9 protein-coding genes and 1 pseudogene are annotated in these 12,281 nt (G+C 67.8%); 6 read left to right on the top strand and 4 right to left on the bottom strand.

What is annotated here, in order from left to right; translation table 11 throughout:
• Positions 1–48: 48 nt before the first annotated feature.
• The 4 genes from NYR97_RS07985 (at position 49) to proP (ending at position 3,865) form a co-directional block, all read left to right on the top strand.
• On the top strand, positions 49–1,185 hold the full coding sequence (locus NYR97_RS07985; RefSeq protein WP_316697432.1) for an alpha/beta hydrolase: 1,137 nt from the start codon (positions 49–51) through the stop codon (positions 1,183–1,185).
• Positions 1,186–1,287: 102 nt separating this feature from the next.
• Positions 1,288–1,686 carry a host attachment family protein gene (locus tag NYR97_RS07980; RefSeq protein ID WP_006453262.1) on the top strand — a complete coding sequence of 133 codons (399 nt, stop codon included), beginning with the start codon at positions 1,288–1,290 and terminating at the stop codon, positions 1,684–1,686.
• An 18-nt stretch (positions 1,687–1,704) separates the two neighbouring features.
• Positions 1,705–2,040: a thioredoxin family protein gene (locus tag NYR97_RS07975; RefSeq protein ID WP_205393150.1), complete on the top strand. Its 336-nt coding sequence runs from the start codon at positions 1,705–1,707 to the stop codon at positions 2,038–2,040.
• A gap of 334 nt (positions 2,041–2,374) precedes the next feature.
• A complete protein-coding gene (gene proP, locus NYR97_RS07970; RefSeq protein WP_316698095.1) occupies positions 2,375–3,865 on the top strand; it encodes a glycine betaine/L-proline transporter ProP in 1,491 nt (496 codons plus the stop codon).
• Positions 3,866–3,927: 62 nt separating this feature from the next.
• Here the strand turns inward: proP and NYR97_RS07965 are convergent, their stop codons facing one another.
• The gene (locus NYR97_RS07965) at positions 3,928–4,377 is read right to left on the bottom strand and encodes an SRPBCC family protein (RefSeq protein WP_316697430.1); all 450 of its coding nucleotides are present in this window, start codon (positions 4,375–4,377) and stop codon (positions 3,928–3,930) included.
• 171 nt (positions 4,378–4,548) lie between these two features.
• Between NYR97_RS07965 and NYR97_RS07960 the strand changes: the two genes are divergently transcribed.
• Both NYR97_RS07960 and NYR97_RS07955 read left to right on the top strand, forming a co-directional pair.
• A complete protein-coding gene (locus NYR97_RS07960) occupies positions 4,549–5,343 on the top strand; it encodes an EcsC family protein (protein WP_316698092.1) in 795 nt (264 codons plus the stop codon).
• A 639-nt stretch (positions 5,344–5,982) separates the two neighbouring features.
• Positions 5,983–6,621: pseudogene (locus NYR97_RS07955) on the top strand (DUF938 domain-containing protein).
• Between the two features lie 288 nt (positions 6,622–6,909).
• Here the strand turns inward: NYR97_RS07955 and NYR97_RS07950 are convergent.
• The 3 genes from NYR97_RS07950 to NYR97_RS07940 form a co-directional block, all read right to left on the bottom strand.
• Complete coding sequence (locus tag NYR97_RS07950; RefSeq protein WP_316697429.1) at positions 6,910–8,673, bottom strand: carboxypeptidase regulatory-like domain-containing protein; 1,764 nt, start codon at positions 8,671–8,673, stop codon at positions 6,910–6,912.
• Between the two features lie 115 nt (positions 8,674–8,788).
• Positions 8,789–11,071 (bottom strand): hypothetical protein, encoded by a 2,283-nt coding sequence (locus NYR97_RS07945; protein WP_316697428.1) that lies wholly within the window; start codon positions 11,069–11,071, stop codon positions 8,789–8,791.
• Positions 11,068–12,258, bottom strand: coding sequence for a BatA domain-containing protein (locus tag NYR97_RS07940; protein WP_316697427.1), 1,191 nt, complete (start codon positions 12,256–12,258; stop codon positions 11,068–11,070). The genes NYR97_RS07945 and NYR97_RS07940 overlap by 4 nt, the downstream gene beginning before the upstream one ends.
• Between the last annotated feature and the right edge of the window lie 23 nt (positions 12,259–12,281).

The raw sequence follows: 12,281 nt of genomic DNA, 5'->3' as shown, positions 1-12,281 counted from the left end.
AGCTGTCTGGCGTTATCCTCGCCGGCTGACTGCCTGGGAGGGCAACGCATGGCACACCATTGGTGGACACGAGCGGTTGTCTTGCTGCTGATCGGCAGCGTAGGCACTGCATACGCTGCCGCGGCAGAGACGGCACAACCCGCTGCCGCAACCGCACAGGACGGCATCCGGCATGTGAGTGCATTCGCGCTGCCGGTCTCCGAGTATCTGAGCCCGGCGGCACGCGCGCATGTCGCTGCAGAAGTCGCGCGCGTCGATCCGCTGGCCAAGGCCGACAACGCCACGTTGCTGACGCAGTTGCCGAGCATCCGCGCCGACACCGAACGCTGGGCCGAAGGCGTGATCGCGCAGCTGCGCGCACGCTACGCGGTGGAGATCACCCCCGAGACCTGGAACGGCGTGCCGGTGTTGCGGGTGGAGCCACGCACGCGCACACCCGAACAGGCAAAGCGTTTGCTGATCGAGCTGCATGGCGGCGGATTCGTGATGGGCAGCGCTGCCTCGTTCGGCCTGATGGAAGCCATCCCGGTCGCGGCGATGACCGGCATGAGCGTGGTCGCGGTGGACTACCGGATGGGCCCGGAACATCGCTTCCCGGCCGCCAGCGAAGATGTGGCGTCGGTGTATCGCGCCGCGCTCAAGACCTACGCACCGGAGCGCATCGGCATCTTCGGCTGCTCTGCCGGCGGTGTGCTCACCGGCGAGTCGCTGGCATGGTTTGCCAAGGAGCGCCTGCCGATGCCGGCGGCGGCAGGCATGTTCTGCGCCGCTGGCGATGCGCGCTATCGCGGCGATTCGCGTGTGGTGGTCGCCGCGGTGAACGATGCCTTGCTGCCGGACAAGGCCGGGGCGCTGCCGATCATGGAAGACCTGTATTACGGCGAAAACGTGGACTTCCATGACCCGCTGGTGTCGCCGGTGTTCTCCGATGCGGTGCTGCGCCAGTTTCCGCCGACCTTGTTTCTCACCGCCACGCGTGCGGCCGAGCTGAGCGCCACGGCCTATACGCATGCGCGCCTGGTGGATCTGGGGCGCGAATCGGACCTGCACGTCTGGGACGGGCTGGGCCACGGTTTCCATCTCACCGAGACACTGCCGGAAAGCCAGCAGGCATTGCGGGTCACCGCACGCTTCTTCAGCAAGCATCTGGGCCTGCCACCACCGGCATTGGCCGCGCCGCGCTAACGCCACGCTGACATCGGCTAGGCACCGCGCTTACATCTTCTCGCCTAGGTTGAGACGGACCGGCGCTGCACTTGCAGTGCCGACATTGATCAGGAGAGTCGGATGAGTCTGCAAATTCCTCAGGGTGCGCTGGTGGTTGTGGCCGATGGCGGCGAAGCACGTTGGTTCACCAACACCGGCAACGAAGCCAAGGTGGTGCTGCGTCAGCACGCGCGCACCGATGTGCAGAACGTCGATGACGACGGCCCGGCCGGCAAGGCGCCGCAGGATCTGAGCAACGCGGATCTGGACGAAATGACCTTCGCCAAGCAGTTGTCGCATGCCTTGAACGATGGCGCGCTAAAGCACGAATACACGCATCTGGTCCTGGTGGCCGACCCGACCACGCTGGGCCGCGTCCGCCCCCTGCTGCACAAGGAAACACAGCAGCGCCTGGTGGGTGATCTGGCCAAGGACCTCACCAATCTGCCGCTGGAAGACATCCAGCGCGCGCTGTCCTGACCGCGAGGTACATGCGCAATGGGGTTTGTTCGCGAGTACGCCACGCAGGCACCCGAGCGCAGCGAGGTGGACGCACAGGCCGGGCTGCAGGTGCTGGAGTTCGGCACCGATTGGTGCGGTCACTGCATGGCCGCCCAGCCGCTGTTGCAGAAACTGCTGGGTGGTTTCGAGGCAGTGAATTACCGCAAGTTCGAAGATGGAAAAGGGCGGCCGCTTGGCCGCTCTTTCCGCGTGAAGTTATGGCCAACCCTCATTCTGCTGCGCGATGGCCAAGAAGTCGCGCGCGCCGTGCGCCCGCAGACGCGCGAGGATCTGCAGCCGTTGTTGGCAGTGCTGGGTGAGCCTGCGATTTAGAGCGGCTGACAAAACTACTGCGCTCACCGCAAGGTGGGCGCGGTCGTTGCTGTAAGCGCTGAAACGCCTTGAAAACAGGGCGTTTTGGCAAAGCCGCGCCCTCGCGCCTGCAGCGATCTGCACGCTGTAGTAACATGTGCGTCTGATCAAGACCCTGGGCACTTGCCCACCCCTTGGTCGTCTGTCCCGCAGCGTCGCTGAGTGTTCGCGGCCGTCCGGGAATGCCTCCGGTGTCATCCCCTGCATGTGCGTTTGCCATGCGCGCGCGGTGTGCTGTGTCCTGTGCGTTGCCAGGGCGAGTGGGCAGCGATGGCCGCACATGGAGACCAAACATATGCACGACACGCGCGCGATTGCCTCGCACTTCGGTTGGTTCAAGCGCCGCCGCCAACTGCAACTGGACGACGTCACCGTGGTCGACCGCCCGATGCTGCGCAAGGCCGTGGGCGCGGCCGCACTGGGCAATGCGATGGAGTGGTTCGACTTCGGCGTGTACGGCTATCTGGCGGTGACGCTGGGGCAGGTGTTCTTCCCCGCGAGCAATCCCACCGCGCAGTTGATTGCGACCTTTGCCACGTTCACCGTCGCATTTCTGGTGCGGCCGATCGGCGGGCTGGTGTTCGGACCGCTCGGCGACCGTTACGGGCGGCAGAAAGTGCTGGCCGCCACCATGATCCTGATGGCGCTGGGCACCTTCAGCATCGGCTTGATTCCGTCCCATGCGACCATCGGCGTGTGGGCGCCGGTGTTGCTGCTGGTGGCGCGGCTGCTGCAAGGCTTTTCCACCGGCGGCGAATACGGCGGGGCAGCGACCTTCATCGCCGAGTACGCCACCGACCGCAATCGCGGTCTGATGGGCAGCTGGCTGGAATTCGGCACGCTGGGCGGTTACATCGCCGGTGCCGCCACGGTGACCGCATTGCACATGGCCTTGAGCCAGACACAGATGCTCGAGTGGGGCTGGCGCATCCCGTTTCTGGTCGCCGGCCCGTTGGGTTTGCTGGGCCTGTACATGCGCATGAAACTGGAAGAAACCCCGGCGTTTCGTGCCTATACCGCGCAATCGGAACAACGCGAACGGCAAACCGCAGGGCAAGGCCTGCTCACGCTGCTGCGCCTGCATTGGCCGCAGTTGCTCAAGTGCGTTGGGCTGGTGCTGGTATTCAACGTTACCGACTACATGCTGCTGACCTACATGCCCAGCTACCTCAGCGTCACCATGGGGTATGCCGAGAGCAAGGGCCTGTTGCTGATCATCCTGGTGATGCTGGTGATGATGCCGCTCAATATCGTCGGCGGGCTATTCAGCGACAAGCTGGGCCGCCGCCCGATGATCATCGGTGCCTGCATTGCCTTGTTCGTGTTGGCGATCCCGTGCCTGTTGCTGGTCGGCAGCGGCCACGACGGGCTGATCTTCACCGGGCTGATGCTGCTCGGCCTGGCGCTGGTGTGTTTCACCAGTTCGATGCCCTCCACCTTGCCGGCGCTGTTCTACACACCGGTGCGCTACAGCGCGCTGTCGATCGGCTTCAACGTCTCGGTGTCGTTGTTCGGCGGCACCACGCCGTTGGTCACTGCCTGGCTGGTGGAGCGCACCGGCGACCCGCTGGTGCCGGCGTACTACCTGATGGGCGCAGCCGCGATCGGGTTGGTGACCATGCTGTTCGTGCGCGAAACCGCCGGCTTGCCGTTGCGTGGCTCACCGCCGGCCGTGGCCACCGATGCCGAAGCACGCGCGCTGTTGCAGGCCGATAGCCCGGTGACGGTGGATGCGCAGCTGCCACTGCGCACCGCGCCCTCGATGGGCCAGCCGCGCACGGCGTAAGCGGGCTCGGCACTGCGGGCAGATGCGCCGAGCCTGCATCTGCTCTCACCGCACGTTCGTTTTCAATGCGTGTTAGGCGCAAGCATGTCGGCCGAGGGCATGCCTTCGCCGGTTTCCACATAGCGTTTGAGGCTGCTGCCCAGGAAGAAGCGCCAGCCGCGCGCGCAGGCCTCCTTGCACGGCGATTCGCGATAACCGGACTGGACAAATTCCAGCTGCGTGCCCTGGCTGGTGGAATGCAGCTCGAAGCGCATCACCGTGCCTTTCCATGCATCCGAATCGAGCATGTTGGACTCATGGCAACGCCAGCACACCAGACGATGGTCGGCCCCGTCGTCGATGCTCAGTTCCACGCGCCAGCCCTGACGGCTCCACTCCAGACGCACCCTGCCGTTGCCCAGACTCACCTCGCGCGTCCACCAGCGCGCCAGCTGCCTTGGCTCGGACAGCGCAGCGGACACCACTTCCGGCGCGGCGGCAATGACGATGCTGTGGCGGATCTCACGATTCATCTGGTGGGCATTCGCAGCGTAGATCCCGATGATCGCGCATTTTGCCAACCAACTGCAGGATTGTCTTGGGACTGCACAGTTCGCTCGTCCAACGCTCACATGGCGCTGGGTACCATCGGCGCAGGCCCCTAACGACGAAGACCTGGCATGACGACGCTTCCGATACCGGTGATGGACGTTGCTGCACAACGCGATCTGGCCACCGCCCACGCGCTGTTGGAAAACCCTGGCGTAGCTGCGCAACTGGCCAACGCACTGGGCGCGCCGATCGAGAGTCTGATCACCAGGCGCCTGCCGAAAATGCTGACCCGCAGCATCGATGGGGTTACCCGCCGCGCATTGCAGTTGGCAATGAAATCGGCATTGCTCAGCTTGCGCGGCCAGGCCGATACGCAGCAGCCCGCCTCCACCGCGCGGCACACCATGGCGGTGGCCGTTGCCGGCGGTGCAGGCGGATTTTTCGGGTTGCCTGGTCTGCTCGTGGAGCTGCCGGTGACCACCACGGTGATGCTGCGCTCCATCGCCGATATCGCACGCTCGGAAGGCGAATCGCTGCACGATCCGGAAACGGCGCTGGCCTGTCTGGAAGTGCTGGCACATGGCGGACGCAGCGTCAGCGACGATGGCGCCGAATCCGGCTATTTCGCCGTACGCGCGGCCATGGCGCAGCAACTCAGCGCCGCCGCGCATTACGTGGCCGCACATGGTTTCGCAAGCAAGGGCGCACCCGCGCTGGTGTCGTTGGTGTCGCGCGTTGCGGCCAAGTTCTCGGTCAACGTGGGCGAAAAACTCGCGGTGCAGGCCGTGCCGCTGGTGGGCGCAGTGAGTGGCGCAACGCTCAATACCGTGTTCATGCGCCACTTCCAGGCGATGGCACGCGGGCATTTCATCGTGCGCCGGTTGGAGCGGCGCTTTGGAGAAGAGGCCGTGCGGCGCGCGTATGACGCATTGCCTGCACCGCGTTGAGATTAAGATCGCCCAATAGGCCACTGGCGCAGCCTGCACTACTCGCAACCACGCACACCGACCATCTCCACTGGTCCTTGCCCGCCCACCGTCGCGGGACCTTACGCGGCATGGATGCCGCGTAAGAGCCTACACGGACGTACTTGCGGCGTGTCCTGCGATGGTGGGCGGGCAAGGGCCCTGCAGCCAAGCCCCAGATCATCCGCTCTGCAACCGACGCATCCACACCGTTCGATTTACCTCTCAAGGCGACCGAGAGCTCGAGCTTCAGCGTCGTTTGGATGTTTCAAAGCCGCGTTGGTCGGCGTTGGTCGAGGGCGCGATGCGCTCACCGCTTGCGGGACACGCCGCAAGTACGTCCATGTAGGCTCGGTGGCGGCATCCATGCCGCCACACGGTCCCGCAAGCGGTGAGCGCATCGCACCTGCTCACTTGGCTGTGTGCTGATGGGAAATACAGCGCCGGCTGCGTCCACCTGGCGGTGGGCGTAGGAATTTTGTCGGCCGCTCCAGGTCTTGCGTTGATCCTTCGGTCATTCCCGTTGATCTGCGAGGAGGTGATCGCTTGCCAGCAGAGCGTTGGATGCACGATGCCACTGCGACACGTCACAATCACTTTCGCCTATGTCGGACCTCGTCCATGAGCAAACCTTTTTCGCCGGCTTCCGCACGCAACCGTGACCCGATCCTTGCGGTATTGCAGCGGCACTTTGCCGACCGTCGCCATGTCTTGGAGATCGGTGCAGGCACCGGGCAGCACGCGGTGCATTTTGCGGCGGCGATGCCGTGGCTGCGTTGGCAGGCGAGCGATCATCCCGATCATCTGCCGGGCATGACGCAGTGGCTGGACGAGGCTGCATTGCCAAATACGCCGCCACCGATTCCGTTGTAGGCGGTGCTGACGCCGACGCCGGGTCTGGCACCGGCACCGCCGTTACCGATCGTGCAAGCGGGAGAGGTGGCCGGTTTTGATGCGGTGTATAGCGCCAATACCTTGCACATCATGGGCTGGCCGCAAGTGCAGGCGTTGTTCGTGGGATTGCCTGCGGTGATGGCGCCGCAGGCGGTGCTGGTGGTCTACGGGCCGTTCAACCGCGATGGACACTTCACCAGCGACAGCAATCGCGCATTCGATGCGATGTTGCGCGAGCGCGATGCGGCCTCGGGGATTCGCGATGCAGAGGCGGTGGATGCGCTGGCGGCTTGGGTTGGATTGCAGTTGATCGACGATGTGGCGTTGCCGGCAAATAATGTATGTCGGGTGTGGCGGCGAGCGTAAGTCGATTGCTTTTTTGAAAAGCATGCACACCGACATTCCCGACTGGTCCTTGCCCTCCACCGTCGCGGGACTTTACGCGGCATGGATGCCGCGTAAGAGCCTACATGGACGTACTTGCGGCGTGTCCCGCGATGGTGGGCGGGCAAGGACCCTGCAGCCAAACCGCAGATCAGCCGCTCTACACCTGGTCCATCCGCTTGGTACAACCACGACAGGACACTCAAAATTTCGAGTCGTTAAAGAGCGGCATCGCACCCATGCGCTGATGCAGGTTGGCGCGGCAGCAACTCAGCGCCTGCGTCGTTCCAGCCACCACAGGGCTGTGGCCAGCGTGAGCCAGGCCAGTAGCCAGGGCCAGCGGGTGCCGGGTTGGGCTGCTGGCGTGGTGAGGGTCGCGTTTGTGTGGGTGGCTGTGGCGGCCATCGCAAGGGTGGCGTCGCGGGTCTGTTGGGTGTGTAAAGCGGGGGCGTCGCTGGGCGCGCGGACGTAGAGCCAGCGTTGGTCGTTGCCGGTTTGCAGGCGATGCCAGCCTGCGGTTGTGGGCCAGTAGGCGGCGCAGGCTTGGGTGCCGCTGTTGGGGTCTATCAGCAGCGGTTGGGCTGGACCGGTGGGGCCGGTGACATGCGCGTCTGCAGCGAGACCGCACAGTGTCATGCGTTGTTGCGACCAGCCTTCTTGCATCGGCGCGGGTTGGGTGCCGCCCGCGCGGGCGATGGCGCCGAACAGCTGCGCCCACAGCGCGGCATGCAGGTCGCTGCGGCCGGCCAATACCAACGCGAAGCTGCCTTCGATCAGGGCGATGCCGATGCGGCCCCGGCCTTGTGCGTGCCACCAGCCCAGCGCGCTGCCGTCGTCGGCGCGTGCTGCGATCACTGCCTCGGCATCTTGCGGTTGCAGATCGCGGCGTTGCAGCGGTGGAAGTGCGGGAGTGTCGGTAGGGGCTGCAGCTGGATCGATGGACGGTGTTGCCGGAGACAGCGATCGCGGGGCGGCGATTGCAGTGCTGGTCGTTCCGCCGGTTGTCGCGAAGCCGAGCGCGTTGAGCGCTGCGCGGGTGCCGGCATCCAGTGGTCCGTCGGTGCGGACCAGCACGCCCAGGCCGCGGTCGATCGCGGTGCGCACGGTTTGGCGTTGCGCGCTGCCTAGCGTGACCAGGCGGCGTTGGTCGATGACCAGCAGGTCGAGTGTGTCCAGGCTGGCGGCGTCCAGTGCGGCGCCCTCGCCCAGTTGCATGCCGGGGCCGACCGCGATCTGGCTGCGCACGTCCAGCCCGGCATCGCTGGCCCAGCGGCGCAGATATTTCAGGTCCGGCTGCGGTGCGCCGGCCAGCAACAGCACGCGGGTGGACGGCACTGCTGCCACTAGCACCGGCACGCGGCTGCGTTCGGCGCCCTTGGCATCGCGCAGGCGCAGCGCGAACACCACCTGCCCTGCTGCGCGCGCCAGGCCACGCAGATGCACCTGGCCGGCTGCGTCGGCTACGGCGGTGTCGACCACCTGGCCGGCCGGATCGAGCAGGTCTATTCGCGCAGCCGGGATGCCCTGGATGCGCGCGTTGATCGCGATGGCTTCGCCTGGGGCCACCGGCGGCGGCGTCGAGACAGCCACCAGGCCCTGCGGTGCCGGGCCAAGCGCCAGTCGCAGCGGTATGCCGGGGGCGTCACGGTCGCGCGCGGGCAGGCCGGTGCCATGCACGATCAACGCAGTGGTGCCGGGAGCGCGACGCAGGGCGGTGGCCAGGTCCGGCACGCGTGTCACGCCTGCCAGCGCGGGCGCTTCGGGCAAGGCGATCCAGTGCGTGGTCTCCGGGTCGATCTGAGCTGCCTTGGTCTCTGCGGTGGCGACATGCAGTTCGCTGCTGCTGCCTGCACGCGGCGGTGGCAGCAGCACCGGGTACAGCAGGCCGGCGAGCAGCGGTTGGGCGGTGAGCAACAGCCATAGCCGGGCGCGCGAACGTGGTTGCCGCGCGTGCGCGCGCAGCAGCCGCCACCAGCTCACCATCACCAGCAGCAGCAAGCCAATGCCGACCAGCCAGGGCAGCGAGAGCGTCATGGTTGCGGCTCCGCGCGCGTGCGTCCAGCTAGCCTTGGCCCCACGCGCCAGGTTGCAGTGCGCGCGTGCAGCAGGCGGAATCTGCTGCGGACCTTCAGCACGAGCGGTGGCAGCATCATGGTTGTGGCTCCTGGCGCAGTGCGTCCAGATAGCGTTGGCCGCGCGCGTCCGGAGTGGCGCGTCGGTGGACCGGCGCAGGCGGGGCGACGAGCGTGCGCCAGACCTGGGCGCGTAGCTGCGTACGACAGGCAGCGCAGTCGGGTTCGGCGCGCAGGGTTTCCACCGCGGCGGCCAGGCTCAGCGGATCCTGCAGGCGGTCCTGTCGGGTCTGCAGCCATTGCGCGTAGCGGGCCAGGGTGGCGTCGGGCACCGGCGCCTGTTCGCCCAGCGCATCCCACAGCTGCAGCGCGGACGGGTCCGGATCCGGGCGGGTGTCCAGGCCGGCGGCACGGTCGCCCAGGCCGGCGCGGTCGCCGCTCAGGCGCCGGCTTGGGTCGATCGGCGGCAGCTGGGTGCCGACCCGCGCCAGGTAGATGCGTTCGGCCTGTTGCACCTGCTTGATGAAGCCCAGCGCCTTGTTGGCAAAGGGCAGCGCACGCTCGGGGTGGCCCTGACGCAGCTCGCCCTCGGACTGCCACATCTGGTCCAGCGCGGCGCGCAGCAGGGCGCGCGTTTGCGGGTCGAGCAGGGTGGCGGCTTCGGCGTGGTCGTGGGTATGCCCGAATTCGGGGAGCACATCCTGCGCCTGGCCGAAGCTGCTGCGCTCGGGCCGGCCGTTGCTGTTGCCGTGGTCATGGTCGTGGTCATCCAGCGCGGCGGCGCCGGGTTCGGATGCGGCGTCGTGCTCGTGCTCGTGCGCGTCGTGCCCGTGTTCGTCCTGGGCGGGCGCGTGTGCAGCTGCCGAAGGCGTTGCCGGTGCATCCGCAGTGGGCATGTCGGCGGTGGGCAGATCGTCGGCCGGGGCGTCGCTGGTGGGCGGGGCGTCGGCAGTGGGTGGGCCCTTGGGTGCGCCTTCGCTCTCCTCGCCGAGGAACTGGCCATAGCGCAGCCGCAACAGGCGCTGGTCCACGCCGATGGCGTCGGCGCGCTTGAGGTAAGTAACCGCATCCAGGCGCGGCTTTTCCTTCATCAGCGCCTCGGCGTCGATGATGATCTGGCGCTGGCTGCGAAAGTAGGCCGGCAGGGTCTGTTTGACGCTGGCCTCCAGGCCGGCGGCCATGGTCTGTTCGGGCGGCGGCCAGCGCAGGATCACGCTGGCGCTGCGGCCTTCCTGCGCGGCGGGTTGGCGGGTGTCGTGGACGATCAATTGGGCGATCAGGTCGTCGCCGGCCGCCATGCCCAGGGCCCGCGGCTGCAGCGTGGTGGAAAAGCTGCGTTGCCTGGTCGGGCCGCTGCCGGTGAGGGTGCGGTGCTGGGTGGTGAAGGTGATGTTCTCGCCGCTGCCCTGGGCCAGGGTCAGGCGCAGCTCGGCGGTGGCCGCCACCGCGTAGTCGTCGCTGGCTTCGAAGCGCAGCGTCCAGCCGGCATTGGTGGGCGTCCACAGCACCAGGCTCTGTTCGGGCGCGAGCACGCGCACCTGCGGCGGGCGATCCGGCAGCACGTCGAGCCGATGCAGCTGGCGGTCGGCAGGCGCGCCGTCGATGAGGATGCGATACAGGCTGGCGCGCTCGGCGATCCACCGGCCTTGCCACTGATCGCTGCTGCCTTGCCGGGCCAGCGCGATGAGGCGGCCGTCTGTGAGCCGCAGTGCCACGCTGCGCGGGGCCGGGCTGACCTGCAGCTGCCACTCCAGCCGGGTGCCGGTTGGCACGCGCGCATCCAGGCCAGGCAGGCGTGCGGCCGGCAGGCCGGTGTAAGCGGGCGGGGTGCTGTGTAGCTGTGCCTGATGCAGCGTGGGAGCGCCGGTGCCGACACGGGCGGCGGCGACGCGGTCGTTGCTTGGCGCGGGCTGGGTGGCGCGGTGCGGCCACAGCAGCAGCGCGATGCAGGCGATCAGGCCCAGCAGGCTCCACGGCCAGGCACGCCGCCACGGCCAGGCCGGTCGTAGATCGCGCGGGGTGCTGTGCAGGCGCTGTTCCAGGCGCTGCCGTTGCAGGGCCTGCAAGGGGCCGAGCTGCGCGGTCGAGGCGAACAGCAGATCGCTGCTGTCTTCCAGATCCGCTTCGCGATCCAGCCGGCGGATCAGCCAGGTCTGGTCGAGCCGGCGCGCCGCCAGCATCGCCGCCCCAATCAGTGCCAGCAGGCCCAGGAGAAGCAACGGCACGATCGCCACATGCGTACCGCTGCGCCACGCCAGTAGCGCAGGCAGCACGGCCAGCGGTAGCCCGAACAGCAGCACGCCTGCGGCCTGCCGCCGTCGCGCGGCCTGCCAGGCGTGGTGCAGCGCCGGCGTGCTCATGCCGCGTTGCTCCGGCGTGGCGATGTGGCCAGCCAGCGTTCGGCCGCGAACAGCAGCAGCGCCAGGCCGATCAGCCATGGCGCCAGCGGCCACGGTGCGGTGGTCAGGCGGATGGCCGCAGGGCCACGCTGTGGTTGTTGGGTCTGTGCCAGCGCACGCTGTGGCGCGGGCGTGGATTGCAAGGCGTCGTGCAGGCGGGTGGGGAAATCGGCATCCAGCAGCGCAGGCAGGTGTTGCGGCTGTAGCGGCGCAGCCCAACGCAAGATGCGTCCGCGCCCTAACGCGATGGCGTCGATCAGCGGCGCACCGTGCGCGTCTTGCAGCAGTGGCTGCAGCGGGCCGGCGAGTGCGCGCGGGGCCGGCGTTTGCGCAGCGAGCAGCAGTTGCCCGCCCGCCGCGACCCAGGCGATGACCGCCGCAGGCGGTGCGCTGCGCGATAGCCAGACCACCACCGTGCCGGGTGCCCAGCGCGCCGGCACTGCGGCGTCGGGCGCGCTGACTGGCAACGCGCCGGGCACTGCCCAGGCAGCGTGTACGGCGCGCAGATAGCGCAGCGCCGGGTCGGCGGGGGCGTCGGCGATCGCCTGCATCCGCAGCAGTGCGGCAGTTGCGGCAGGGGCGAGCGGCGATCGGCCGGGCAGCACCTGCCATTGCACGTTGCGCGACAGCTGCAGGCGCTGGGCATCCAGCGGCCCCCATTGGCTTGGCACGATCACGCTGAGTGCGGTGTCCGGCGGCAGGCTGGCATCGAGCTCGCGCAGCAGGCTGCCGACCGCTAGCATGGTGCCGGCGGGCGCGGGGGGGGTGTTGGCCGCATCGGCATCGATCGGCGGGAAGCCCGGCGCCAACCACACCCACTGCGCGTTCGCTGCGTGGCTGAGCGTGCGCGCCACGGCCACATCCACGCCAGGACTCACCGCGATCCGCGGGCGCGCATCCTGATGGTCGCGCAAGGCCGGCTCGGCCAGCAGCAACGCCAATGCCGCGAGCAACAGCAAGCGCACCAGCAGCAGCGGCCATTCGTCGAAGCGCACCCGATGCCGTGGGCGCGGCAACGCACGCAGCCAGCGCAGCGCGGCGAAGTCGGTGGGACGGTGTTCGCTGCGGCGTGCCAGGTGGATCAGCAGCGGCAGCAGCAGTGCGGCCAACGCGGCCAGGCCGGCGGGGAAGAGCAGGAGCAGGTTCACGGCCGCGCCACCTCAGCGGCGTG

The organism is Xanthomonas hydrangeae (genome assembly GCF_032697525.1).
Classification (GTDB): Bacteria; Pseudomonadota; Gammaproteobacteria; order Xanthomonadales; family Xanthomonadaceae; genus Xanthomonas; species Xanthomonas hydrangeae.
Note: the sequence above shows the minus strand (reverse complement) of the source record. Positions and strands in the feature narration are given on the sequence as shown.

Coding starts and splice junctions, on each gene's coding strand:
- NYR97_RS07985 (WP_316697432.1), top strand. CDS start 49: ATGGCACACCATTGGTGGACACGAGCGGTTGTCTTGCTGCTGATCGGC.
- NYR97_RS07980 (WP_006453262.1), top strand. CDS start 1,288: ATGAGTCTGCAAATTCCTCAGGGTGCGCTGGTGGTTGTGGCCGATGGC.
- NYR97_RS07975 (WP_205393150.1), top strand. CDS start 1,705: ATGGGGTTTGTTCGCGAGTACGCCACGCAGGCACCCGAGCGCAGCGAG.
- proP (WP_316698095.1), top strand. CDS start 2,375: ATGCACGACACGCGCGCGATTGCCTCGCACTTCGGTTGGTTCAAGCGC.
- NYR97_RS07965 (WP_316697430.1), bottom strand. CDS start 4,377: ATGAATCGTGAGATCCGCCACAGCATCGTCATTGCCGCCGCGCCGGAA.
- NYR97_RS07960 (WP_316698092.1), top strand. CDS start 4,549: ATGGACGTTGCTGCACAACGCGATCTGGCCACCGCCCACGCGCTGTTG.
- NYR97_RS07950 (WP_316697429.1), bottom strand. CDS start 8,673: ATGACGCTCTCGCTGCCCTGGCTGGTCGGCATTGGCTTGCTGCTGCTG.
- NYR97_RS07945 (WP_316697428.1), bottom strand. CDS start 11,071: ATGAGCACGCCGGCGCTGCACCACGCCTGGCAGGCCGCGCGACGGCGG.